We start from the raw sequence: 23,222 nt of genomic DNA, 5'->3' as shown, positions 1-23,222 counted from the left end.
GGCTGAGACGTCGGCCCGGCTCAGGTCGCGCCGGCCGCCTTGGCCTCCTTGGCGAGGGCCTTCATCTCCTTCTTGTGGTCCCGCACCTTCTGCAGCGAGGCCGGGTCGACCACGTCGGCGACCGAGCGGTGGCCCTCGAGCGCGTAGTCCCCCGCGATCGCCTCCCAGCCCTCGGGGCGCACGTCGAGCTGCTTGGCCAGCAACGACATGAAGATGCGCGCCTTCTGCTTGCCGAAGCCCGGCAGCTCCAGCAGCCGGTTCATCAGGTCCTTGCCGTCGGCCGCCTCGGTCCAGAGCCGCTCGGTGCGACCGTCGTACTGGCCGCAGACGAGCGCGGCGAGCTCCTGCATCCGTTCGGCCATCGAACCCGGGAAGCGGTGCACCGCCGGCGGGGTGGCGCAGAGGGCGGCGAACTCCTGCGGGTCGGCGGCCGCGATCGACTCGGGATCGATCGAGCCGAGGCGGTCCAGCACCTTCGCGGGCCCGCGGAACGCGTGCTCCATGGGGTACTGCTGGTCGAGCATCATCCCCACCAGCAGCGCGAACGGGTTGTCGGTGAGGACCTGGTCGGCGGCGTCGTCGCCGGTGATGTGGATCGCCATGGCGCCATTGTGTCGCAGCGGCGATGGGGGTGGCGCTCCCCTAGCCTGGCGCGATGACCGCTCTCCTGCACGCCTGGCACGTCGAGGAGCGCGAGCTCGCCCGCCAGGAGGAGCGCCGAGGGCGGCGGCACGCCTACGAGCGGCTGGACCCGCGGCGTACGGCGCTGGTGGTGATCGACCTGGTCGACTTCTTCGTCGAGCAGAACGACTACTGCCGCGGCATCGTGCCCCAGGTCAACGCACTAGCGGGCGCACTGCGGTCGGCGGGCGGCACGGTCGCGTGGGTGCTGCCGAGCACGCGGTTGCGGGTGTCCGAGGAGTTCTACGGCCCCGAGGTCGCCCGTCTCTACGACGCCTCCGGCGGCGAGGGCGCGATGGCCGACCGGCTCTCGTCGTCGCTGGAGGCCGAGCCGGCCGACCTGTGGGTGGAGAAGACCGCGACGAGCGCGTTCTTCCCGGGCCACAGCCCGCTGCCGGGGCTGCTCGAGGAGCGCGACGTCGACACGGTGCTGGTCACCGGGACGGTCACCAACGTCTGCGTCGAGTCGTCGGTGCGCGACGCGAGCACGCTGGGCTTCCGGGTGGTGCTGGTGGCCGACGGGTGCGCGGCGGTGCGCGACCAGGACCACAACGCGACGCTGCACACGGTCTACCGCTCGTTCGGCGACGTGCGCCCGACCGTCGAGGTGCTGGCCCTGCTCGAGGCAGGATCGAGGGCGGAGGGTCTCAGTCGGCCTTGACCGCGAGCACCGGGCAGTGGGCGTCGAGGAGGACGCGCTGCGCGTTGGAGCCGAGGATCAGCTTGCCCACCGGGGTGCGGCGGCGCAGGCCGATGACGATCAGCTCGGCCGAGTTGGCCTCCGCGATGCTGATCAGGTCCTCGGCCGGCTCGAAGCCGCGCACCAGCTGACGGATCTCAAAGGCGACGCCGGCCGCCTCGACCTTGGCACGGACCTTGTCCATGTCGGCGTCGAGCTGGGCCGAGGCCACCGAGTCGAAGCCGGCACCCCCGCGGTGCGAGTTGACGACCACCAGGTCCGAGCCTCGCAGCTGGGCCTCAGCGATTGCCTGGGCGAGAGCTGCTTCACCCTCGGGCTTGGGCACATAACCGACCACGACTTTTCCCATGTCAAGAACCTAGCCCACCATCGCGCGTGGCGGGAGCCTGTGGAGGGCCGCGGCGCGGACGCATCCGATGAGGCACGCTGCCGGGGTGGCCGAAGGACTGCACCCGCCTCTCAGCGCGCCGGTGCAGCGCGCCCTGCGCCGCGCGGTGCTCGACCACGCCACCCACGAGCACCGACGGGTCTTCGCGCCCCTGCTCCACGTCGGTGTCCCCGGCGCCGAGGTGGCGGTCATCGGCCTGGGCGCCGGCGAGCACACCGACCACGGGCTGCGCTGCGACCTCGTCGCCGCACTCGTACGACGGGCCCTCCGCCCCGGGCCGCCTCCGCTGGTGTGGCTCACCCGCCCCGGCGGGCTGGACGCCGAGGACGTCGACCTGGCCTGGCTGGCGGCCGCCCGCGCGGCCTACGCGGAAGCGGGCCTGCCCCTGACGATGGTCGTCGTCACCCGCCGGGGCTGGCGCGACCCGCGCAGCGGCGCCACCCGCACGTGGCGGCGGCTGCGGGAGCGCTGAGCACCCGAGGCCGGCGACCTACCAGGTGTGGACGGGCTCGTTGGTGTGCATCCGCTCGGCGTAGTCCAGGAGCACGCCGCGCAGGGCGTCATAGCGGTCCTGCTCGGGACGCAGGTGCATCTGGCGGGTGAACCACTCGGCACCGTTGCGACCCGTCAGGCAGCGCTGCTCGATGATGCCGAGCATCCGGTCGATCTCCTCGGCGGTGGCGCCCCACGACTCGAGCCCCTCCTGGGCCAGCGGCAGCAGCCGGCGCAGCACCAGCTCGGTGGCCTGGACCTGACCGACACCGGGCCAGTAGATCTGCGCGTCGATGCCCTGCTGGGCCGCGACGTGGAAGTTCTCCTCGGCGGCACTGAAGGACATCTGCGACCACAACGGCCGCTCGCTCTCGGCGAGGGCGCGCACCAGGCCGAAGTAGAACGCGGCGTTGGCGATGGTGTCGGCGACCGTCGGACCGGCCGCGAGCACCCGGTTCTCGACCCGCAGGTGCGGGACGCCGGCGTTGACGTCGTAGACCGGCCTGTTCCAGCGGTAGATGGTGCCGTTGTGCAGGCGCAGCTCCGACAGCTTCGGCGTGCCGCCAGCCTCGAGCACCTCGAGCGGGTCCTCCTGGTCGGTGATGGGCAGCAGCGCCGGGAAGTAGCGCACGTTCTCCTCGAAGAGGTCGAAGACCGTGGTGATCCAGCGCTCGCCGAACCACACGCGCGGGCGGACGCCCTGGGCCTTGAGCTCCTCGCTGCGGGTGTCGGTGGCCTGCTCGAAGAGCGGGATCCGGGTCTCGCGCCACAGCTCCTTGCCGAGAAGGTAGGGCGAGTTGGCCCCGACCGCGAGCTGGATGGAGGAGATCGCCTGCGAGGCGTTCCAGTAGGCGGCGAACTGGTCGGGCGAGGTCTGCACGTGGAGCTGCGTGCTGGTGCAGGCCGCCTCGGGCACGATCGAGTCGGCCGTGGTCCGGAGGCGCTCGTGGCCGGCGATGGTGATCGTGATGTCCTCGCCGCGCGCGTCGAGGATCTGCTCGCTGAGCAACCGGTAGCGCGGGTTGCCGCTGATCGAGTCCAGTCCCATGTGACCCTCGGCCAGGGTGGGCAGGATGCCGATCATGACCAGGTGCGCACCGACCTCGGTGCACTTGGTCTGGGCGTCGTTGAGACTGCGCCGCAGCGTGTCCTCGAAGGTCGTGAGCCCGCCCTCACGCAGTCGCGCGGGCGGCACGTTGATCTCGATGTTGAACTGGCCGAGCTCGGTCTGGAAGTCGGGGTCGGCGATCGCCTCGAGCGCCTCCGCGTTGCGCAGCGCCGGGTCGCCGAGCTCGTCGACGAGGTTGAGCTCCACCTCGAGGCCGGTCATGGGGTCGTCGGTGTCGAACGCGGCCTCGCGCAGCATCCGCGCGAAGACGTCGAGGTTGCGACGCACCTTCTCGCGGTGACGCGTGCGGTCGGCCCGGGTGAACTCCTGTGCGTCGACCTCTTCTCCCATGTCCGGAGCCTAGACCCAGCCGGGGCTCAGGCGGCCTCCCCCAGCCCCTGCCGCCAGTCGAAGCGGGCCGCGTCGGCCCAGGTCGAGGGCGGCACCGCCGCGGCGAGCATCTCGGCGAGGAGGCCGGCCAGGCCGTAGTCCGGCTCGGCAGCGAGGGCCACGTCGAGGGCGCACCAGGCCAGCGCGCCGTGGCCGGCCTGCCAGGCCGACCAGGCCAGCAGGGTCGCCACGGGGGCTGCCAGCCCCGGCGGCGTACGACGCAGCAGGTCGCTCCACCACGCGACGTGCTCGCCGGCGTTGTCGGTCGTGATCCTCGACCAGGCGGCGTCGCGGACCCGCAGCAGCACGAGGCCGCGCAGCAGCCGCGCCACGTCGTCCACCTCCGGAGCGCTCCCCCGCGCCACGAGGTGCTCGACCACCAGCTCGGTCCACTCCCCCTCGCGCAGGATCACCTCGACCTCGGGCGGGTCGTCACGTCCCCAGCGGACGGGCCGGCCCTCGAGCGCGGCCGTCACCTCGGCGACCCTCTCGGGCACCGGGACGAGGGTGCGGGCCAGCTCGTCGCGGTCGGCCAGCGTGACCCGGCCGCACAGGACGGCCTGGGCGACGAACGGGTGCGCGCTGACGTCGTAGGGCACCCCGAGCTCAGCGGCCAATCGGTCGCCGCCGAGCAAGGGCCACCAGCGCCGGCCGTCGGCACGCAGCGCCTCGAGCACTGCGATGCCGGCGTCGCGGAAGCCGTCGCGCAGGCCGCGCCAGACCCGGCCGGCCATGGCCTCGTCCTCGGAGTAGAGCACCAGGACGACCCGGCGCACGCCGTTGCGCACGGCCGGTCCGACGAGGCAGTCGACGAGCTCGGGCACGTCGTCCCGGCGCTCGGGCAGGTCGACGCGGGCATGGAAGGGGTGGGTGGCGCCGAAGGTCAGCATCGCCACGGAGTCGGTGGGCGTGAAGCCGAGCGTCACCGGCACCATGGCCAGCAGGTCGTCGGGGCAACGGGCGGTCATCGGGGTCAGGTCGTGAGGTCTCATGGAGATCCCGTCCCCCCGGCGGCCGGGCTCCACCCCTGGCACTTCGTGGCCTGTGGATGGCCGCGGGTACGTTGCGTTGGTGCGCGCCCAGGCCTCGGTCCTCCACCTGGACCTCGACGCCTTCTTCGCGGCCGTCGAGCAGCGCGACAAGCCCTCGCTGCGCGGCAAGCCCGTCGTCGTGGGCGGGGTCGGGGGGCGCGGGGTGGTGGCGACCGCGTCCTACGAGGCACGGCAGTACGGCGTGCGCTCGGCCATGTCGACGCGCGAGGCGCGCTCGCGGTGCCCGCACGCGGCCTTCCTGGGCGGCCGCTTCCCGGCCTACCGCGAGGCCAGCGCCGCGGTGATGGGGCTGCTGCGCTCGGTCTCCCCGCTGGTGGAGCCGCTCTCCCTCGACGAGGCCTTCGTCGACCTCGCCCAGGCCGACCTGCCCGACCTCGAGGTCGAGACCGTGAGTGCGTTCGCCGAGGAGCTGCGCCAGCGGGTGCACGAGGTGACGCACGGGCTGACCGCCTCGGTGGGGCTCGGCACGTCGAAGTTCATCGCCAAGGTGGCCAGCGAGCTCGACAAGCCCGACGGGCTGACCGTCGTGCCACCCGGCACCGAGCAGGACCTGCTGCGCCCGATGGCCGTCAGCGTCATCCCCGGCGTCGGTCCGGCCACGGACGAGCGGCTGCGCCGGGCCGGCATCCGCACCGTCGCCGACCTCGAGGCGGTGGACCTCGCCGAGCTCGTGCGGCTGGTCGGCAAGGCGCACGGCTCCGGGCTGTGGCACCTGGCCCGCGCCCTGGACGACCGCCCGGTCGTCTCCGAGCGGGAGGCCAAGTCGGTGAGCGTCGAGGGCACCTACGAGACCGACCTGACCGACCGCAGGCTCATGGAGGGGCTGCTGACGCGGCAGGCCGGGGAGGTCGCCACCCGGCTGCGCAAGCACGGGCTGTCGGGCCGCACCGTGACGATCAAGGTGCGCCTCCACGACTTCACCACCCTGAGCCGCTCCAGCACGCTGAGCTCCCCCACCGACGCGACCGCCACCATCGCGCGCCTGGCCCGCGCCCTGCTCGCCGACCTGGACACCTCGGGCGGCGTCCGGCTCCTCGGGGTCGGCGTCTCGGGCCTGGCCGACTGGATCCAGGACGACCTCTTCGGGGAGTCCGATCCCGAGACGCCGGCCGAGGACGACGTGCCGGTGGTCGAGGCGCCCACGTCACGTCGTACGACGTGGGCGCCGGGGCTGGACGTCGTGCACGCGGAGATGGGCCGCGGCTGGGTGTGGGGGTCGGGGCGTGGGGTCGTCACCGTGCGGTTCGAGACCGCGGAGACTCCACCGGGGCCGGTGCGGTCCTATGCCATCGACGACCCCGACCTGGCGCCCTGGAGGCTGCCGGTCCCCGAGGACGACGCCCCCCTCGACTGAAATTCGGTCGCGGGACGCCCCACGACGGGCCTAGCCTGCGCGACATGGACCTGCGCCCGCTCGACATCCACGACGACGAGCTGATGAGTGCGGTCTTCCGCGTCGTCGACCGGGGCACCTCGCTGGGCCGCGAGGAGATGCCGCGGGCCACCGAGCAGGAGTGGGTCGGTGCGGTGCGTGCCCCCGACAGCGGTGAGCGCGCCGTGCACGTCGCCGCGCTCGTCGACGGGAAGGTCGTCGGCGTGGCCACGGCCTACCTGTTCCTCCTCGACAACACCGACAAGGCCTGGTTCGAGGTCGTCGTCGACCCCGCCCACCGTCGTGCCGGCATCGGCAGCGCGCTGGTGGAGCGACTGACGGAGGTCGCCACGGCCGACGGCCGCACCCAGCTCACGGGCGGCACGAAGATCCCCTTCGACCGCATCGACGACCATCCCTACCGTGCCTTCGCGGAGCACCACGGGTTCGCGCGCTCCAACGTCGAGATCGTGCGTCACCTCGCCCTGCCGGTGCCCGAGGCCAGCCTGACCGCGTGGGCGGACCAGGCGGCCGCAGCCTCGGCTGGCTACCGCATCGAGACCCACGTCGGCTCCTTCCCCGCCGAGCACGCGGAGTCGCTGTGCGTGCTGCTGGGCCAGCTCGCCGTCGACGCCCCGACCGGCGACGTCGACTACGAGGAGGAGGTGATGACCCCCGAGCGCCTGGCCGAGCGCTACGCGATGAGCGCCGCCATGGGCCGCGAGACCTTCGAGACGATCGCGCTCAGCCCGGACGGCGTGGTGGCGGCGCAGTCCACGCTCCAGGTGCCACTCGACCCCGAGCAGCGCGACGCGTGGCAGTGGGGCACCTTCGTGCACCGCGAGCACCGCGGCCACCGGCTCGGGCTCGCGGTCAAGACCACCAACCTGAGCGCCGTCCAGGAGCAGCGCCCCCACGTCACGCGCGTGACCACGCAGAACGGCGAGACCAACGGCTACATGATCTCGATCAACGAGCTGATCGGCTTCCGGCCCGTCGAGGCGTCGATGGAGTTCCTCAAGCGCGTGTGAAGCGCACGCCCTCCCCCGGGCGCAGCTGCGCGCACTGCCACAGGTCGGCCTCCTCGACGACCGCGAGCACCGGGTAGCCACCCGTCGGCGGGTGGTCGGCCAGGAACACCACGGGCCGGCCGTCCGGCGGCACCTGCACCGCCCCCAGCACCATGCCCTCGCTGGGCAGCTCGTCGTGACGCACCCGCTCCAGCGGCGGCCCTTCCAGCCGCAGGCCGATCCGGTTGCTCGCGCTCCCCACCTCGTACGTCGAGCCGCACAAGGTGGTCAGGGCGTGGGGCGCGAACCAGTCGACCCGCGGCCCGGGATGCACCCGCAGCCCACCGGGGCGGGGCGGCCGTGGGGTGTCGTGCGGGGCCGGTGGCCCGACCACCGGTCCGACCGGCAGGCGCGTCCCCGGCTCCACGCGGGGCGGCCCGACCCACGCGAGCGTGTCGGTCGCGCGGGAGCCCAGCACCGGGGTGACCGCGATGCCCCCGCCGACCGCGAGATAGCTGCGGACCCCGCTGCTCGCCGCGCCGAGGCTGAGGCGGGAGCCGGCGGCCAGCCACGCGGGCCGGGCATGGCCACGAGGGGCGCCGTCGACGTCGACGGGACACGACGCGCCGGTGACCGCGACCCACACCCCGGCGTCGGTCGTGACGACCAGGCCACCCAGGGTCACCTCGAGCACGGCCGCGTCCGGGGCGTTGCCCACGAGCCGGTTGGCGAGGGCTGCGGCCGGCGGGTCGAGGGCGCCGGCGCGCGGGACGCCGAGGTGGGCCAGGCCGGGGCGACCGAGGTCCTGCACGGTGGTCAGCGCACCGGAGGCGAGGACGCGGAGGCTCATGCGCGCACGAACCGCACGCGGGTGCCCGGGGCGAGCAGGGCCGGTCGGTCGCGGTCGGCGTCCCAGAGCACCGCGTCGGTGCGACCCAGCAGACGCCACCCGCCGGGCGAGGCCGTGGGATAGACGCCGCACCAGGGGCCGGCGAGCGCCACGGCACCGGTCGGCACCGCGGCGCGCGGGGTGTCCAGCCGCGGCACGGCCAGCTCCTCGGGCAGCCCGGTCAGGTAGGCGAAGCCGGGCGCGAAGCCGCAGAAGGCCGAGGTGAAGGCGGTGCCGGTGTGCCGGGCGACCACGCCCTCGACGTCGGTGCCCCACTGGTCGGCGACGAAGGCGAGGTCGGCACCGTCGTAGACGACGGGCACCTCCACGACGTGGCCGGGGCCGGCCTCCGTGGCGGCCGTCGTCGGCGACCAGTGCGCCAACCGCGCCCGCACGTCGTCGGCAGCCTCGTGCGTCAGGCCGTCGAGCAGCACGGTGCGCGCCGCCGGCACCACGTCCGCCGCAGCGATCCCGACGGTGCGCGCCCAGGTCGCCAGGGCGAGGGCCTCGGACGCGTCGGCGACCTCCGCCAGCAGGGCGTGGGGGCCGAAGGGACGCAGGTGCACGGGGCCAGTCTGCCCGGTAGCGTCGGTGCCGCCCATCAGGGCGAAATAGGGTGAGGGCCTCTTGGTGGTATGAGCATCAAGAGGCCCTCGGCTTGACCGGAAACGGTGACGCCCGGCCGATCATGACGGACCGTCAGCCCCCGCCGCCCCCGTCACCGGGCCGACGCCTCGAGATGCCTCGCGGTGTGGGTCTTCGAGCCTTGTCCGATCCCCAGTCCGTTGCCGACCTCGCGGTCCGCGCCGATCTGGTAGGGAGAGTTCTACGTGTCCGCGGACGACCCGCGCAAGGGAACGCCGGAGGAAAGTCCCACAAACTTCGGGTCCCACAGGCTCCTCCACAGAAGGGGCCGGTGAGTGCACAGGTTTCGGCCGCTCTCCACAGGATCGAGCCACGCTTGTGGACGGCGACTCACAACCCCCGCAGCACCCAGCCGGCGGCCTCGAGCGCGCGTCGTACGCCGTGGGCGTGGGCGACCGCCTGGGGCTCGTCGCCGTGCAGGCACAGGGAGTCCACGCGAGGCGCCAACGCCAGCGCCTGGGCGGTGATCGCGTCGGCGTCGTCGAGCACGGCGCCGGGTCGGTCGCGTCCGACGAGCCGACCGGTCGCGTCGTAGGCACGGTCGGGGAAGCCCTCGTGCCACACCGTGCGTCCGGCGTCGGCGGCGAGCGCGAGCAGCACGCCGTCCATGCCGAGGACCGGCAGGCTCCCCGACCCGGCCAGCACGGCGCCGGCCTGCTCCACGTCGTCGAGGACCCGGTGGTAGAGCGCACCGTGCGGCTTGACGTAGCGCACCTCGATCCCCTCCTCGCGGGCGATCGCCCCCAGGACGCCCACCTGGTCGGCGACCTGCTCGCGCAGCACCTGGCCCTCCACGTCCGTGCGCCGGCGACCGAAGCCCTCGCGGTCGGCGTAGGACACCTGAGCACCGACCGACACCCCGCGGCGAGCGGCCTCCGCGCACACCGCGCGCATGATGGCGGCGCTCCCGGCGTGGTAGCCGCAGGCGACGTTGGCACTGGTCACGACCCCCAGCAGGGCGACGTCGTCGGTGACCTCCTCGCCGAGGTCGGCGTTGAGGTCGACGACGCGCTGCTGGTCCATCCCCCGACCCTCTCACCCCACCCCACTCGCTGGTCGAGCAGCGAGCACCAGCGAGCGACCGTCGAGACCACCACCCACGGACACGCAACCCCAGCCGTACGACGTACCCCAGGACCGCTGGCCCCCCACCGGGTCTCGACAGACGTTCGTCGCTGACGCTCCTCACTGCTCGACCGACGGAGGAAGGTCCGAAGGGCACCGTCTTCGGGCTGGTCGATAGCGTTCGGGACATGACGTCGAACGCAGCACCCGCCGGTCCGCCGGTCGCCCCCGCCCGCCCCGTCACGACCGAGCACCACGGGCGCACCCGAGTCGACGCCTACGACTGGCTGCGTGACAAGGAGTCGCCGGAAACGGTCGCCTACCTCGAAGCCGAGAACGCGTGGACCCAGGACCGCACCGCGCACCTCGCCGACCTGCGCCAGACGCTCTTCGACGAGATCAAGGCCCGCACCCGCGAGACCGACCTCTCGGTGCCGACGCGCAACCGCGACCACTGGTACTACGCGCGCTCCTTCGAGGGGCGCGAGTACGGCGCCAGCTGCCGCGTCCCGGTCACCGGTCCCGACGACTGGACCCCGCCGACCCCTGCCGAGGACTCGTCGGTCGACGAGCCGGCCCTGCCCGGCGAGGAGGTCCTGCTCGACCTCAACGAGCTGGCCGAGGGCCACGACTTCTTCTCGCTCGGCGGCTCGAGCATGCGCCCCGACGGGATGTGCCTCGCCTACGCCACCGACACGGTCGGCGACGAGCGCTACACCGTGCGCTTCAAGGACCTCGCCACCGGCCAGCTGCTCGACGACGTCATCACCGGCGTCCTCGGCGGGGTCACCTGGGACCGCGCCGGGGAGAACGTCTACTACTCCACCGTCGACGAGTCCTGGCGCGCCGACAAGATCTGGCGCCACGCGATCGGCACCGACCAGGCTGCCGACGAGCTGGTCCTCCACGAGCCCGACGGTCGCTTCAACGTCGGCCTGGGTCGCACGCGCAGCGACCGCTTCCTGGTCATCGCGATCGGCTCCAAGGTCACCTCCGAGTGGCACGTCTTCGACGCCGACGCCCCGGAGCTCGGCTTCCAGGTCTTCTGCCCCCGGACCGAGGGCGTGGAGTACTCCCTCGACCACGCCGTCATCGGCGGCCAGGACCGGTTCCTCGTGCTCCACAACGCCACCGGCCCCGACTTCGAGCTCGCCGTGACCCCCGCCGAGCCCACGGCGGCGGACGGCTGGGTGTCGCTCATCGGCCACGACCCCGCCGTACGCCTCGAGGACGCCGACGCCTTCGCCGGTCACCTGGTGGTGCACCAGCGCAGCCAGGGCCTGACGCAGCTGCGCATCCTCGAGCTCGGCGACACCGGCGTCACCGACGACTACCTCGTGGAGTTCGACGAGCCGGTCTACACGGTCGGCTCCGGGGGCAACCCGACCTTCGAGCAGCCCGTGGTGCGCCTGGGCTACACGACGATGGCGATCCCCTCCTCGGTCTACGACTACGACGTGCGCTCGCGCGAGCTCACCCTGCTCCGCCGTGCACCCGTGCTCGGCGGCTACGACCCGGCCGACTACGAGGAGCACCGGCTGTGGGCCACGGCCGACGACGGCGAGCGGGTCCCGATCTCGATCGTCGCCCGCAAGGGACTGCACGAGGCAGGCCCGATCCCGGTCCTGCTCTACGGCTACGGCGCCTACGAGGCCTCCATCGACCCCTACTTCTCCATCGCCCGGCTCTCCCTGCTCGACCGGGGCGCGGCCTTCGCGATCGCCCACGTGCGCGGCGGTGGCGAGATGGGCAGGCGCTGGTACGACGGCGGCAAGATGCTGCACAAGACCAACACGTTCTCCGACTTCGTGGCCTGCGCCCGGCACCTGGTCCAGACCGGGTGGACCACGCCGCAGCAGACGATCGCCGAGGGCGCCAGCGCCGGCGGGCTGCTGATGGGCGCGATCGCCAACCAGGCGCCGGAGCAGTTCGGTGGTGTCGTCGCCGGGGTGCCGTTCGTCGACAACCTGACCTCGATGCTCGACGCGACGCTCCCCCTGACGGTCACGGAGTACGACGAGTGGGGCAACCCCGAGGCCGACCCCGAGGTCTACGACTACATCGCCTCCTACGCGCCCTACGACAACGTCGAGGCCAAGCGCTATCCCCCGATCCTCGCGGAGACCTCCTTCAACGACACCCGCGTGCTCTACGTCGAGCCGGCCAAGTGGGTGGCCCGGCTGCGGGCCACGGCGACCGACGCGGACGTGCTCCTGCGCACCGAGATGTCGGCCGGCCACGGTGGGGTGTCCGGGCGCTACAAGGCCTGGCACGACCGGGCGTTCTCCCTCGCCTGGATCCTCGACAAGATGGCGCTTTCCTGATCCGACATCGGGTACTGCTGAGAAGTCCCTGAGAAGTTGACGGTTCAGCAACTCCGGGGCAATCCGAAGCGTCCTTCATACCGAAGGCCTTAACAAGGGAACGGGAATCCTCGCTCCCCCCAGGGCGTTGGGATGAATGCTGGGGTGCAAGGTCACCCCGCGAGATGAGGAGGGTCCCCATGGCTGCACGGACCACTACGGTCACCCGCGAGATCGAGGGACGCGACAGCGTCGGGCTCTACCTCGACGAGATCGCGCGCACTCCTCTGCTCGACGCGGCCTCCGAGGTCGAGTTGTCCAAGACGATCGAGGCCGGCCTCATGGCCGAGGCCCTCATCGCCGAGGGTCGCGTCGGTCGCCGCAAGGGCGGGGCCCCGGGCTCCGCGACATTGGAGGAGCTCGAGTGGATGGCGGAGGAGGGCCGCAAGGCCGTCGACCTGTTCATCTCCGCCAACCTCCGCCTCGTCGTCTCGATCGCCCGCAAGTACGGCCGGGCGCAGATGCCGATGCTGGACCTCATCCAGGAGGGCAACACCGGCCTGATCCGTGCGGTCGAGAAGTTCGACTACACGAAGGGCTACAAGTTCTCCACCTACGCCACCTGGTGGGTGCGACAGGCGATCACGCGTGGCATCGCCCAGCAGGCCCGCGTCGTGCGCCTCCCCGTCCACGTGGTCGAGGAGCTCAACCAGGTGGGCGGCGCCCGCCGCACGCTCGAGCGTCAGCTGGGCCGCGACCCCGACCCGCAGGAGATCGCGATCGAGCTCGGCATGGAGCTCGACCGGGTGCTCGACCTCATGGCGTGGGGACGCGAGCACGTCAGCCTCGACTCCCCCGTCGACGAGGACGGCGACACCTCCCTCGGTGACCTGATGGCGCAGGAGACGGCTCCGGGCCCCGACCTCACGGTCCTCGACGTCGAGTCCCGCGATCGGCTCAACTCCCTGGTCGGCCAGCTCGACGAGCGCGCCGCCGACATCATCCGCTCGCGCTACGGCCTCGTCGACGGACGTCAGCACAAGCTCGCCGACATCGGCGTCAAGCACGGCATCTCCGCCGAGCGCGTGCGTCAGCTCGAGCGGGAGGCGCTGCAGAAGCTGCGTCGCCTGGGCGACCCGGACCTCGCCGCCTGACCCGTCTCACCGCACCAGCCAGCACGACCGCACCACCGCAGAGCCCCCGCCCCAGCGGGGGCTCTTGTGCGTCGCAGCCGGCTCGCTGACTACCCTGCGGCGGGTGAGGATCGAGCTCGACGACCTGAGCGGTGAGGTGATCGTGGCGTTCCTGGAGGACCACGTCGCCCAGCTGCGCGCCGTCACCCCGCCCGGCAGCAGCCACGCCTTGGACCTCGACGGGCTGCGCTCCCCCGACGTGCGCTTCTGGGCCGCCCGCGACGGCGACGAGCTCCTCGGCTGCGGGGCCCTCAAGGCGCTCACACCGCAGCACGTCGAGCTCAAGTCGATGCGCACCGCCGCCCACCGCACCCGCGAGGGGATCGCGACGCGGCTGCTCGTCCATCTCCTCGCGGAGGCGCGCACCGCCGGCTTCGCGCGGATCAGCCTCGAGACCGGGTCCTTCGACTTCTTCGCGCCGGCTCGCGCGCTCTACGCGCGCCACGGCTTCGTCGACTGCGAGCCGTTCGGGGCCTACGCCGCCGACCCCGAGAGCACGTTCATGACCCGGGAGCTGTGACACCAGTCGTGAGGGCGGCGTAGACCTCGGCGACGCGGGTCCGCAGCTGCTCGAGCGTGCCGCTGTTGTCGATGACGTGGGTGGCGACCGCGAGCCGGTCCTCGCGGGTGGCCTGCGCGGCGATCCGCGACTCGGCGTCCTGCTGCGTCCAGCCGCGATCGCGGAGCATCCGCTCCACCTGCACCGCGGTGGGGACGTCGACGACCACGACGGCGTCGAATGTGTCGGCCCGACCCGACTCGGCCAGCAGAGGGATGTCGTGCACGACGACCGCCCCCTCGGGAGCCGCCTCCTCGAGCGCCACGATCCGCTCGAACACGAGCGGGTGGATGATCCCCTCGAGGGTGCGTCGCTTCTGCTCGTCGCTGAAGACCACGGCCCCCATGGCAGGTCGGTCCAGGTCCCCCTCGGCGGTGAGCAGCTCGGGCCCGAACGCCTCCACCACCGACGCCAGGCCGGGCGTGCCTCGCGCGACCACCTCCCTCGCGAGCTTGTCCGCGTCGATCACGACCGCCCCGAGCTCGGCGAGCATCGCCGAGACCGTGCTCTTGCCCGACGCGACCCCACCTGTCAGTCCCACCCTCATGGCGTCACCGTAGTAGAACTGGCCCCATGACCGACGCACTCCTCGGCGCAGGCTCCCGGGTCGCCCTCCTGGTCCCGGGCTCGCTCGACTACCTCGCTGCGGTCCACTCACTGCTGGCCCGCGCGATCATCCCGATCCCGCTGGACCCGCGACTGACGCCCTACGAGCGGGAGCGGATCCTCGCGCACCTCGGTCCCGACCTGGTCGTCGAGGACGCGGGCGGGCTCGCCGCTGTCACCACCGCGGACCGCGGACTCCCCCGGGCGCGACCGATGCACGTCACCAGCGGCACGACAGGCACGCCCAAGGGCGTCTGGAGCGGCGTGCTGGACGAGCACGAGGCGGTGGCGCTGGTGGCCGAGGAGCGCGACCTGTGGGGCTTCCGCGCCGACGACGTCCACCTGGTGCTCAGCCCGCTCTACCACTCCGCTCCCCTGCGCTTCGCCCTCGGCACGACGCTCGCGGGGGGCCGGGTGGTCGTCCCGGGATCGTTCGACCCGGCCCGCGCGACCGCGGCGATCGAGCGTGACCGGCCGACCTCGATGTTCTGCGTGCCGACCCACCTGCAGCGGCTCTTCGCCTACTGGGACGAGGTCGGCACCCCCGACCTGTCGTGCTTCCGGCTGGTCGCCCACGCCGGCGCCCCGTGCCCGCCGGACGTGAAACGTCGGCTGCTGGCCGACTTCCCGGACGGCTCCACCTGGGAGTTCTACGGCTCCACCGAGGGCCAGTTCACGGCCTGCCGGAGCGAGGAGTGGCTCGAGCACCCCGGCACCGTCGGTCGCGCGCGCCCCGGTCGTCACCTCTCGGTCGACGACGACGGCACGATCTGGTGCGTCGTGCCGGAGCACGCCCGCTTCACCTACTTCCGCGACCCCGCCAAGACCGCCGCGGCCTGGCGCGACCTCGGCGAGGGTCGGCACGCCTTCACCGTGGGCGACCACGGCCGCCTCGACGACGAGGGCTACCTCTACCTCGACGGTCGCCGCGAGGACCTGATCATCAGCGGCGGCGTCAACGTCTACCCCCTGGAGGTCGAGCTGGTGCTCGGCGAGCACCCCGGGGTGGAGGACGTGGCCGTCTTCGCCCTCCCCGACGAGGCCTGGGGCCAACGTGTCTGCGCGGCCGTCGTCGGCCCGGCGACCGAGGCCGAGCTGGACGCCTTCGCCCGCGAGCGCCTGGCACCGCCGAAGCGGCCCAAGACCTGGGCGCGGCTCGACGAGCTGCCCCGCACCCTGACCGGCAAGGTGCGTCGCGACGAGCTCAGCAGGCGAACTGACGGCGGTACTGCTGGGGGCTGACCCCGCGCACCCGCGTGAAGTGGTGGCGCAGGGTGGCGGCGTTGCCGAAACCCACGGCGTCGGCGATCTGGTCCACGGAGTTGTCGGTGCGCTCGAGCATCTCCTCCGCGAGCTGCAACCGCTGGGAGGTCACCCAGGCGTGCGGGGTCGTGCCGGTCTCGTCGCGGAAGCGGCGCGCGAAGGTGCGCGGTGACATGTGCGCCTTGCGGGCCAGGGTCTCCACGTCGAGCGCTTCGGCAAGGTTCTCCTGGGCCCAGGAGAGGACCGCTCCCAAGGTCTCGGCCTGGTAGTCGACGACCTGCCTGGCGATGAACTGGGCCTGACCACCGTCACGGTGGGGCGGCACCACGATGCGACGGGCCGTGGCGGCTGCCACCCGCGCCCCGAAGGTCTGGCGCACCAGGTGCAGCGAGGCGTCGATCCCGGCCGCGCTGCCCGCCCCGGTCAGGACGTTGCCGGCCTGGACGTAGAGGACGTCGGGTCGCACGATCGCCCCGGGATAGCGCTGCGCCATCAGGTCGGTGTAGCGCCAGTGCGTCGTGCACTCCTTGCCCTCGAGCAGCCCGGCCTCGGCGAGCAGGAACGCGGCGCTGCAGTGGGCGTAGACGATCGCCCCCCGGTCATGGGCCGCACGCGCGACGTCGAGCACGGCCGGGTCGAAGTCGAGGAAGTCGAAGCGCGGGGAGAAGCAGACCAGGTCGGCGTCCTCGGTCGCCTCCAGCCCACGGTCGACGTGCAGGTCGAAGCCGGCCCGCCCGCGCACCCGCCCGGGGCGGGGGGTGCAGACCCGGAAGTCGAAGACCGGGTTGTCGTCCTCGGGGTGGTAGGGCTCGCCCCAGACCTCGACGAGGGAGCCGAGCCCGAACGGCTCGGCCCCGTCCTGCACGATCACGGCCACGGTCTGCATGACACGACCCTAGCCCAGCGATGGCAGAAACTCGATTACTATGGTCATTCCTGCCACTCGAGGCAGTGATTGCACGAGAGCATGATTGCTGCCATGACCCTCATCATCGCCCTCCTGGCACTCGCGGTCGTCGCCCTGGTCGCGACCCTCCGCTCCGTCCTCCACGACGGGCCCGCGCGCCCGCCCCGCTCGCACAGCGTCGACCCGGACTTCCTGCCCCCGTCGTCGCGCTCGTCGTTCGACCGTGCCGCCTGACCGCTGTCCCTCCCGACGCCGAAAGCCGAAGGCCCGGCCCCCCGCGAGGGGGAGCCGGGCCGTCGATCGTGCTGCGGTGGGACTAGGCGATCAGGCCTGGCCGCCGGTCAGCTTCTCGCGCAGAGCCTGGAGCGCCTCGTCCGAAGCGAGCGAGCCGCCCTCGGAGGCGCCACCCTCCTCGGTGTCGACGTCGCCACCGGAGGAGTACGTCGTGGCCTCGCCGGCCTCGACGTCAGCCTGCTTGGCCTCGGCCTGCTGCTTGACGTGCGCCTCCCAGCGAGCGTGCGCCTTGGCGTACTGCTCCTCCCAGACGGCACGCTGCTCGTCGAAGCCCTCGAGCCACTCGCCCGTCTCGGGGTCGAAGCCGTCGGGGTAGACGTAGTTGCCCTGCTCGTCGTAGGTCGCCGCCATGCCGTAGAGCGTGGGGTCGAACTCCTCGACGTCGGCCGCGGTCGCGGTCTCGTTGGCCTGCTTGAGCGACAGCGAGATGCGACGACGCTCGAGGTCGATGTCGATGATCTTGACCATGACGTCGTCGTTGACCTGCACGACCTGCTCGGGGATCTCCACGTGGCGCTCGGCCAGCTCGGAGATGTGCACCAGACCCTCGATGCCCTCCTCGACGCGCACGAACGAACCGAAGGGCACCAGCTTGGTGACCTTGCCCGGCACGATCTGGCCCATCTGGTGGGTGCGGGCGAAGTGCTGCCAGGGGTCTTCCTGCGTGGCCTTGAGCGACAGCGAGACGCGCTCGCGGTCCATGTCGACGTCGAGGACCTCGACGGTGACCTCGTCGCCCACGGTGACGACCTCGGAGGGGTGGTCGATGTGCTTCCAGGACAGCTCCGAGACGTGGACGAGACCGTCGACGCCGCCGAGGTCCACGAACGCACCGAAGTTGACGATGGAGGACACGACACCCTTGCGGATCTGGCCCTTCTGGAGCTGGGTCAGGAAGCCGTGGCGCACCTCGGACTGGGTCTGCTCGAGCCAGGCACGGCGCGACAGGACCACGTTGTTGCGGTTCTTGTCGAGCTCGATGATCTTGGCCTCGAGGACCTGGCCCACGTAGGGCTGCAGGTCGCGCACGCGACGCATCTCGACCAGCGAGGCGGGCAGGAAGCCGCGCAGGCCGATGTCGATGATGAGGCCGCCCTTGACGACCTCGATGACGGTGCCCTCGACGACGCCGTCCTCTTCCTTGACCTGCTCGATGGTGCCCCAGGCGCGCTCGTACTGGGCGCGCTTCTTGGACAGGATCAGGCGGCCTTCCTTGTCCTCCTTCTGGAGGACCAGGGCCTCGACCTCGTCACCGACCGAGACGACCTCGGAGGGGTCGACGTCGTGCTTGATCGAGAGCTCGCGCGAGGGGATGACACCCTCGGTCTTGTAGCCGATGTCCAGGAGGACCTCGTCGCGGTCGACCTTCACGATGATGCCGGAGACGATGTCGCCGTCGTTGAAGTACTTGATCGTGGCGTCGATGGCCGCCAGGAAGTCGGCCTCGGATCCGATGTCGTTGACCGCGACCTGCGGGGCGTCATAGTCCGGCTGGATGATGGTGCTCGTCATAAGGGAAGGAATTCCTTGGTGGGCAGATGTCGTGCGGGCGCGCGCAGAGGCCGGTTTCACGTGTCGATGGGGTCGAGCGTCGTGCCGGCAGAAACCGGCTGACATCGTCAGTGAGCGAGAGTCCACTCCGTCTGGGACCAAGGCAGACCTCTAGCGCACCACCCAGCGTACGCCGCGCCGCGGGCGGGCGTCCAACCGGCACTGGTCTGAACCAGTAGGGGTCTTTACCCGGCCCTCCGTATATCCGATGCCAGGGGGGGTACGGCCTCCTCGGCGTCATGGGGACACCCACCCTCGCGCCGCGCTCCCTCCACGACCGCGCACCCGCGGTCCGTTCCTCTCGGACACCTCTCGGACACCTCTCGGAACGCTCCCTCCGCCCTCGCCACGAGCGAGCCGGCTGGTGTGTCCTCTCCCCGCCCCCGCCCCCTGGAGTCATCCATGAAGATCCCGCGCCCGCTCGGGGCGACGGTCAGTCTGTCGACCCTCGCCCTGCTCACGCTCGTCACCGTGCCCTTCGCGGCACCCGCCTCTGCAGCGACGCTGCCCGTCCCGGCCGGTGCCACCACCGCGGCCACCGGTGAGGTCCTGCACGTCACCGTCCTCGGGGTCCCGCTCCTCGGGGCGTCCGCCGCCGAGGTGATCCTCGGCCAGGTCGAAGGCACCCTCAACGCCGCCAACCCTCGCTCGACCGCAGAGTCGCGCAACCTCGAGGGCACGGCCCTCACGGCCATCCCCCTCAACATCCTCTCCGAGGCGACGCAGGTCGCCCCGCCCGACAACATGGCGCCCGCCACCGACTCGATCATCGCCGGGACGATCCCGCTGACCATCCCGGGCGTCCTCGACCTCGGGGTCTCCAACTCCTCCGCCCAGGCCCGCTTCGCCACCGACGGCACCTGCCTGGGCGCCAACGTGCCGGTCAGCCAGTCCAGCGTCTCCACCGCCGACGTGAGCGTGCTGAGCATCTCGGGCCTGACCGGTGGGGTCGTCAACCTCCCCGGCACCGCCTCGGTGAGCCAGAAGACCGAGCTGGTCTCCAACGGCCGACCCAACGGCGGCCGCAACGTGGTCAGCACGGTCACGGGCAGCACGGCGTCCCTCCAGCTCGCCGGCAACAACGTGCTCGAGGTGACCTCGGCCCCGGAGCTGAAGGTGACGGCCGACGGCACGACGGGTGGCACCACGGCGACGTACTCCACCCCCATCGTCGAGCTCGGCGGTGTGCCGATCGTCCCCGGCGACCCGGTGAGCGTCCCCGGTGACGCCGGCCTGCTGCTGGAGCTGAGCATCGGCACCCCGACGATCACCAAGAGCCCCGACGGGCTCACGGTGACCGCGAGCGCTGCGGCCGTGCACCTGAAGGTCACCCTCGGCGGCTTCATCGACGTGGCCGAGCTCGACCTCTTCCCGATGACGGCCACCGCCAAGGCCCCCGCGGGCGGTGTGACCTGTGGCGACGCCACCGGCACCGACACCGACGGTGACGGTCTGACCGACACCGAGGAGACGACGGGCTCGCAGAACCCGTTCCCCAACCCGGCGACGAACCCCAATGACGCCGACAGCGACAACGACGGCATCAACGACGGCACCGAGACCGACATCGGGACCAACCCCAACGACGCTGACACCGACGACGACGGCCTGCTCGACGGCCAGGAGACGACCGGCTCGGAGAACGACTTCCCGACCCCGGCCACCAACCCCTTGGACCCGGACTCCGACAACGACGGCCTGACCGACGGCCAGGAGACCTCCGGATCGGAGAACGACGCCTTCGGCAACGAGCCGACGAACCCCAACTCCCCCGACACCGACGGTGACGGCCTGACCGACACCGAGGAGGTCACCGGGTCCGAGAACGACGCCAACGGCAACGCTCCCACCGACCCCAACACCGCGGACACCGACGGGGACGGCATCGACGACGGCGACGAGATCGACGGCGGCACCGACCCCAACGACCCCCTGGACCCGGGCGTCCCGGTGGTGGACACCGACGGTGACGGCCTCAGCGACACCGAGGAGACCACGGGCTCCGAGAACGACGACTACGGCAACGAGCCCACCAACGCGACCGACCCCGACTCCGACGACGACGGGCTGAACGACGGCGAGGAGGTCGACCTCGGGACCGACCCCAACAACGCGGACACCGATGGTGACGGACTGCTGGACGGCGAGGAGGTCGACGGCACGGAGAACTCGTTCCCCTCGCCGGCCACCGACCCGCTCGACGCCGACTCCGACAACGACCGTCTCACCGACGGCCAGGAGACCAGCGGTGCGCTCAACTCCTTCCCGTCGGCCGCGACCGACCCCAACGACGACGACACCGACAACGACGGTCTCTTCGACGGCCAGGAGGTCCTGGGCATCCGGGTGCAGGAGCAGGTGCAGTTCGGGCCCAACAGGTCGGGCAACATCGGTCTGGTGAGCACCAACCCCAACCGCAAGGACACCGACGCCGACGGTCTCGGTGACCGGGTCGAGGTCGTGGGCTTCACGATCAAGCAGCGCGTCCGGATCCCGGGCGGGAAGTTCTACACGATCGGCAAGGTCCGCACGAACCCCCTGAGCAAGGACACCGACCGCGACGGCCTGCAGGACAGGGCCGAGGCGACCGGGTCCCGCAACGGGCGTTTCGACAACCACAAGTCGGACCCCACGCACTGGGACACCGACCGCGGTGGCGTCAGCGACGGGCAGGAGGTCGCCTCCAAGTGCGACCCGAGCAACGTCTTGTCGACGCCCAAGAACCCCAAGGCCGTCGCCGGCCGCGGGGGCCGAGCGTGACCGCTGCTCGCCGGCCCTGAGCCCGCGAGCCGGTCACTCCTGCCGCACCAAGGGCGGGGCGGAAGCTCCCCCCGGGACCTCGGTCCCGGGGGGAGTTCTGCGTCCGGGCTCAGCCCGCCGCGGGCCATGCGTGCCGATCGCGCTCGGCCGCGACCGCGCGCAGCAGGTGCTCCGCCTGGTCGGCCACGGGGTTCTGACCTCGGCGTGCCGCCAGGTCCACCAGCGCCCACAGGTCAGCGGCGCGGGCCAGGTGGAGCGCCTGGGCCGGCTCGGTGTCGTGGCGCTCGGCGTAGGCCGCCAGGACCGCCTCGACGTAGGCCGGCTGCCGATCGAAGCGCAGCACGTTGCCCAGGTCGGTGAAGGGGTGGCCGGCGTGGGCGAACTCCCAGTCCACCAGCCCCGTGATGCGCAGCGTGGTGGGGTCGACCAGGAGGTTCTTGGGATTGAGATCGCTGTGCACCAGGCAGTGCCGGCCGACCGAGTCGAGCAGCTCCTGGGCCTCCTCGGCCACGGCCAGGAGGCCGGCGCGGTCGTCGTCGCTCCAGTGGTCCAGGGCCGGCTCGTGCAGACGGACCCAGTCGTCGAGGCCCTCGGCTCCCCCGAAGGTCCCGATCCGCAGGTCACCGTCGACGAAGGGACCGGCCCGCAGCTGGGGCATCCCCCCGAGGGCGGCCACCAGGGCGCCGACCTCACGCCCGAGGATCGCCTGCTCGGCGTTCGTGAGGCGGGGCAGCACCAGGTCGCCGCGCTCTCCGGGGAGCAGGCTGGTCACCAGCAGCGCCGGCATCCCGGTCGCCGGGTCACCACGGCGTACCTCCAGGACGTCGGCGACGGGCAGGAGCCCGCGCACCAGACGCAGCAGCGCGGCGTCGACCTCGTGGGCCTGCTCACCGCGCGACCCCGGCTCCGCATAGATCCGTACGACGTGCCGCTCACCCGCCGCCTCGGCCAGGAAGGTCTGGCCCGACCAACCACCCTCGAGCGGGGTCAGGGAGGCGAAGTCCATCGGGCCATCGTGCCAACACCGTGCGAACCGGCCCTCAGGGGACCGCATGGGACCCGAGGTGGGCTAGCGTGACGGCGTGCAGGAACACTGGCCGCACCCGCCGGTCCGCGTCGAGCGTCGAGGCGTCAGCGAGGCCGAGTCGCGAGCGGCCAACGGCCCCGACTGGGACCGCTACGCGGATGAGTACCAAGCCACCCACGGCGAGTTCCTCGGCGACGCCGGGTTCGTCTGGGGGCCCGAGGGCCTCAGCGAGACCGAGGCCGGGATCCTGGGCGACGTGGCCGGCAAGCGCGTCCTCGAGGTCGGGTCCGGGGCCGGTCAGTGCTCACGCTGGGTCCGCACCCAGGGCGGGACGTCGTTCGGTCTCGACCTCTCGCACCGGCAGCTGCAGCACTCGCGCCGCCTCGACGAGCAGACCGGGGTGGCCGTCCCCTCGGTGCTCGGCACGGCGACCGACCTGCCCTTCGCCGCCGGGTCCTTCGACGTCGTCTTCTGCTCCTTCGGGGCGCTGCAGTTCGTCCAGGACCTCGAGCTCGCCGTGGCCGAGACGGCCCGGGTGCTGAGCCCCGGCGGGCGCTTCGCCTTCTCCATCACCCATCCCACGCGGTGGATGTTCCCCGACGACCCGAGCGAGGCCGGCCTGGTCGCCAGCCAGTCCTACTGGGACCGCACTCCCTACGTGGAGGTCGACGACAGCACCGGACAGGTCGCCTACGTGGAGCACCACCGCACGCTGGGTGACTGGGTGTCGGTGCTGGCGGCTGGAGGGTTCACCATCACCACGCTGCTGGAGCCGGAGTGGCCCGAGGGTCACGACCGGCTCTGGGGCGGGTGGTCGGCGGTGCGCGGGCGCTTCACGCCAGGCACCGCGATCTTCGGCTGCACCAAGGCCGCGCCTGTCTGAGGGCGGTCTCGACGCCTCGTCGCTGGCGCTCCTCGGGCTCGACCGGCGAGAGACCGGACGCTGAAATGCCGGACGCCGGGCCAC

22 protein-coding genes are annotated in these 23,222 nt (G+C 72.1%); 11 read left to right on the top strand and 11 right to left on the bottom strand.

Annotated features, from left to right (window positions below; translation table 11 throughout):
• Positions 1-20: 20 nt before the first annotated feature.
• Complete coding sequence (locus AAG827_RS15080; RefSeq protein ID WP_341926925.1) at positions 21-602, bottom strand: HhH-GPD-type base excision DNA repair protein; 582 nt, start codon at positions 600-602, stop codon at positions 21-23.
• 53 nt (positions 603-655) lie between these two features.
• Between AAG827_RS15080 and AAG827_RS15075 the strand changes: the two genes are divergently transcribed.
• Positions 656-1,342, top strand: a complete 687-nt coding sequence (locus AAG827_RS15075; protein ID WP_341926924.1) for an isochorismatase family cysteine hydrolase — start codon at positions 656-658, stop codon at positions 1,340-1,342.
• Here AAG827_RS15075 and AAG827_RS15070 read toward each other — a convergent pair.
• Positions 1,329-1,730, bottom strand: a complete 402-nt coding sequence (locus AAG827_RS15070; protein WP_341926923.1) for a universal stress protein — start codon at positions 1,728-1,730, stop codon at positions 1,329-1,331. The two genes, AAG827_RS15075 and AAG827_RS15070, sit on opposite strands and share 14 nt — an antisense overlap.
• An 85-nt stretch (positions 1,731-1,815) precedes the next feature.
• On the opposite strand from AAG827_RS15070, the gene AAG827_RS15065 reads away from it, so the two are divergent.
• Positions 1,816-2,241, top strand: coding sequence for a hypothetical protein (locus AAG827_RS15065; RefSeq protein WP_341926922.1), 426 nt, complete (start codon positions 1,816-1,818; stop codon positions 2,239-2,241).
• Between the two features lie 18 nt (positions 2,242-2,259).
• On the opposite strand, the gene AAG827_RS15060 is transcribed toward AAG827_RS15065, so the two are convergent.
• Together AAG827_RS15060 and AAG827_RS15055 are read right to left on the bottom strand one after the other, a co-directional pair.
• Complete coding sequence (locus AAG827_RS15060; protein ID WP_341926921.1) at positions 2,260-3,720, bottom strand: glutamate--cysteine ligase; 1,461 nt, start codon at positions 3,718-3,720, stop codon at positions 2,260-2,262.
• A gap of 26 nt (positions 3,721-3,746) precedes the next feature.
• A complete protein-coding gene (locus AAG827_RS15055) occupies positions 3,747-4,751 on the bottom strand; it encodes a DUF4192 domain-containing protein (RefSeq protein WP_341926920.1) in 1,005 nt (334 codons plus the stop codon).
• A gap of 79 nt (positions 4,752-4,830) precedes the next feature.
• Here AAG827_RS15055 and AAG827_RS15050 point away from each other — a divergent pair, with 79 nt between their 5' ends.
• A complete protein-coding gene (locus AAG827_RS15050; protein WP_341926919.1) occupies positions 4,831-6,165 on the top strand; it encodes a DNA polymerase IV in 1,335 nt (444 codons plus the stop codon).
• A gap of 44 nt (positions 6,166-6,209) precedes the next feature.
• On the top strand, positions 6,210-7,214 hold the full coding sequence (locus AAG827_RS15045) for a GNAT family N-acetyltransferase (RefSeq protein WP_341926918.1): 1,005 nt from the start codon (positions 6,210-6,212) through the stop codon (positions 7,212-7,214).
• Here the strand turns inward: AAG827_RS15045 and AAG827_RS15040 are convergent.
• The 3 genes from AAG827_RS15040 to AAG827_RS15030 all read right to left on the bottom strand — a co-directional run bounded on the left by AAG827_RS15040 (position 7,201) and on the right by AAG827_RS15030 (position 9,750).
• Positions 7,201-8,043, bottom strand: coding sequence for a biotin-dependent carboxyltransferase family protein (locus tag AAG827_RS15040; RefSeq protein WP_341926917.1), 843 nt, complete (start codon positions 8,041-8,043; stop codon positions 7,201-7,203). The two genes, AAG827_RS15045 and AAG827_RS15040, sit on opposite strands and share 14 nt — an antisense overlap.
• Positions 8,040-8,648, bottom strand: a complete 609-nt coding sequence (locus AAG827_RS15035; protein WP_341926916.1) for an allophanate hydrolase subunit 1 — start codon at positions 8,646-8,648, stop codon at positions 8,040-8,042. Before AAG827_RS15035 ends, AAG827_RS15040 begins: the two co-directional genes overlap by 4 nt.
• Before the next feature lie 409 nt (positions 8,649-9,057).
• The gene (locus tag AAG827_RS15030) at positions 9,058-9,750 is read right to left on the bottom strand and encodes a 5-oxoprolinase subunit PxpA (protein ID WP_341926914.1); all 693 of its coding nucleotides are present in this window, start codon (positions 9,748-9,750) and stop codon (positions 9,058-9,060) included.
• A gap of 230 nt (positions 9,751-9,980) precedes the next feature.
• Between AAG827_RS15030 and AAG827_RS15025 the strand changes: the two genes are divergently transcribed.
• The 3 genes from AAG827_RS15025 (at position 9,981) to AAG827_RS15015 (ending at position 13,808) form a co-directional block, all read left to right on the top strand.
• Complete coding sequence (locus tag AAG827_RS15025; protein ID WP_341926913.1) at positions 9,981-12,116, top strand: S9 family peptidase; 2,136 nt, start codon at positions 9,981-9,983, stop codon at positions 12,114-12,116.
• 179 nt (positions 12,117-12,295) lie between these two features.
• Positions 12,296-13,249: a sigma-70 family RNA polymerase sigma factor gene (locus AAG827_RS15020; protein WP_341926912.1), complete on the top strand. Its 954-nt coding sequence runs from the start codon at positions 12,296-12,298 to the stop codon at positions 13,247-13,249.
• A 103-nt stretch (positions 13,250-13,352) separates the two neighbouring features.
• On the top strand, positions 13,353-13,808 hold the full coding sequence (locus AAG827_RS15015) for a GNAT family N-acetyltransferase (protein WP_341926911.1): 456 nt from the start codon (positions 13,353-13,355) through the stop codon (positions 13,806-13,808).
• On the opposite strand, the gene coaE is transcribed toward AAG827_RS15015, so the two are convergent.
• Positions 13,789-14,394, bottom strand: coding sequence for a dephospho-CoA kinase (coaE, locus tag AAG827_RS15010; protein WP_341926910.1), 606 nt, complete (start codon positions 14,392-14,394; stop codon positions 13,789-13,791). The two genes, AAG827_RS15015 and coaE, sit on opposite strands and share 20 nt — an antisense overlap.
• A gap of 26 nt (positions 14,395-14,420) precedes the next feature.
• On the opposite strand from coaE, the gene AAG827_RS15005 reads away from it, so the two are divergent.
• Positions 14,421-15,695, top strand: a complete 1,275-nt coding sequence (locus tag AAG827_RS15005) for an AMP-binding protein (protein ID WP_341926909.1) — start codon at positions 14,421-14,423, stop codon at positions 15,693-15,695.
• On the opposite strand, the gene AAG827_RS15000 is transcribed toward AAG827_RS15005, so the two are convergent.
• Positions 15,658-16,602: a helix-turn-helix domain-containing protein gene (locus AAG827_RS15000; RefSeq protein WP_341926908.1), complete on the bottom strand. Its 945-nt coding sequence runs from the start codon at positions 16,600-16,602 to the stop codon at positions 15,658-15,660. The two genes, AAG827_RS15005 and AAG827_RS15000, sit on opposite strands and share 38 nt — an antisense overlap.
• Positions 16,603-16,695: 93 nt before the next feature.
• Between AAG827_RS15000 and AAG827_RS14995 the strand changes: the two genes are divergently transcribed.
• On the top strand, positions 16,696-16,857 hold the full coding sequence (locus AAG827_RS14995) for a hypothetical protein (protein ID WP_341926907.1): 162 nt from the start codon (positions 16,696-16,698) through the stop codon (positions 16,855-16,857).
• A 90-nt stretch (positions 16,858-16,947) separates the two neighbouring features.
• Here the strand turns inward: AAG827_RS14995 and rpsA are convergent, their stop codons facing one another.
• A complete protein-coding gene (gene rpsA, locus AAG827_RS14990) occupies positions 16,948-18,429 on the bottom strand; it encodes a 30S ribosomal protein S1 (RefSeq protein ID WP_341926906.1) in 1,482 nt (493 codons plus the stop codon).
• A 441-nt stretch (positions 18,430-18,870) separates the two neighbouring features.
• Here rpsA and AAG827_RS14985 point away from each other — a divergent pair, with 441 nt between their 5' ends.
• Complete coding sequence (locus AAG827_RS14985; protein WP_341926905.1) at positions 18,871-21,228, top strand: hypothetical protein; 2,358 nt, start codon at positions 18,871-18,873, stop codon at positions 21,226-21,228.
• A gap of 109 nt (positions 21,229-21,337) precedes the next feature.
• On the opposite strand, the gene AAG827_RS14980 is transcribed toward AAG827_RS14985, so the two are convergent.
• Positions 21,338-22,234 carry a phosphotransferase gene (locus AAG827_RS14980; RefSeq protein ID WP_341926904.1) on the bottom strand — a complete coding sequence of 299 codons (897 nt, stop codon included), beginning with the start codon at positions 22,232-22,234 and terminating at the stop codon, positions 21,338-21,340.
• Between the two features lie 76 nt (positions 22,235-22,310).
• On the opposite strand from AAG827_RS14980, the gene AAG827_RS14975 reads away from it, so the two are divergent.
• Positions 22,311-23,138: a class I SAM-dependent methyltransferase gene (locus AAG827_RS14975; protein ID WP_341926903.1), complete on the top strand. Its 828-nt coding sequence runs from the start codon at positions 22,311-22,313 to the stop codon at positions 23,136-23,138.
• Positions 23,139-23,222: the final 84 nt, after the last annotated feature.

This window comes from Nocardioides psychrotolerans (assembly GCF_943371775.1).
Taxonomy (GTDB): Bacteria; Actinomycetota; Actinomycetes; order Propionibacteriales; family Nocardioidaceae; genus Nocardioides; species Nocardioides psychrotolerans_A.
Note: the sequence above shows the minus strand (reverse complement) of the source record. Positions and strands in the feature narration are given on the sequence as shown.

Excerpts from the sequence above, each read along its gene's own strand:
- AAG827_RS14985 (WP_341926905.1), top strand. The coding sequence starts at position 18,871 with ATGAAGATCCCGCGCCCGCTCGGGGCGACGGTCAGTCTGTCGACCCTC.
- AAG827_RS15025 (WP_341926913.1), top strand. The coding sequence starts at position 9,981 with ATGACGTCGAACGCAGCACCCGCCGGTCCGCCGGTCGCCCCCGCCCGC.
- AAG827_RS14995 (WP_341926907.1), top strand. The coding sequence starts at position 16,696 with ATGACCCTCATCATCGCCCTCCTGGCACTCGCGGTCGTCGCCCTGGTC.
- AAG827_RS15000 (WP_341926908.1), bottom strand. The coding sequence starts at position 16,602 with ATGCAGACCGTGGCCGTGATCGTGCAGGACGGGGCCGAGCCGTTCGGG.
- AAG827_RS15060 (WP_341926921.1), bottom strand. The coding sequence starts at position 3,720 with ATGGGAGAAGAGGTCGACGCACAGGAGTTCACCCGGGCCGACCGCACG.
- AAG827_RS15005 (WP_341926909.1), top strand. The coding sequence starts at position 14,421 with ATGACCGACGCACTCCTCGGCGCAGGCTCCCGGGTCGCCCTCCTGGTC.
- AAG827_RS15020 (WP_341926912.1), top strand. The coding sequence starts at position 12,296 with ATGGCTGCACGGACCACTACGGTCACCCGCGAGATCGAGGGACGCGAC.
- AAG827_RS15055 (WP_341926920.1), bottom strand. The coding sequence starts at position 4,751 with ATGAGACCTCACGACCTGACCCCGATGACCGCCCGTTGCCCCGACGAC.
- AAG827_RS14980 (WP_341926904.1), bottom strand. The coding sequence starts at position 22,234 with ATGGACTTCGCCTCCCTGACCCCGCTCGAGGGTGGTTGGTCGGGCCAG.
- AAG827_RS15070 (WP_341926923.1), bottom strand. The coding sequence starts at position 1,730 with ATGGGAAAAGTCGTGGTCGGTTATGTGCCCAAGCCCGAGGGTGAAGCA.
- AAG827_RS15075 (WP_341926924.1), top strand. The coding sequence starts at position 656 with ATGACCGCTCTCCTGCACGCCTGGCACGTCGAGGAGCGCGAGCTCGCC.
- AAG827_RS15080 (WP_341926925.1), bottom strand. The coding sequence starts at position 602 with ATGGCGATCCACATCACCGGCGACGACGCCGCCGACCAGGTCCTCACC.
- rpsA (WP_341926906.1), bottom strand. The coding sequence starts at position 18,429 with ATGACGAGCACCATCATCCAGCCGGACTATGACGCCCCGCAGGTCGCG.
- AAG827_RS15030 (WP_341926914.1), bottom strand. The coding sequence starts at position 9,750 with ATGGACCAGCAGCGCGTCGTCGACCTCAACGCCGACCTCGGCGAGGAG.
- AAG827_RS15040 (WP_341926917.1), bottom strand. The coding sequence starts at position 8,043 with ATGAGCCTCCGCGTCCTCGCCTCCGGTGCGCTGACCACCGTGCAGGAC.
- AAG827_RS15045 (WP_341926918.1), top strand. The coding sequence starts at position 6,210 with ATGGACCTGCGCCCGCTCGACATCCACGACGACGAGCTGATGAGTGCG.
- coaE (WP_341926910.1), bottom strand. The coding sequence starts at position 14,394 with ATGAGGGTGGGACTGACAGGTGGGGTCGCGTCGGGCAAGAGCACGGTC.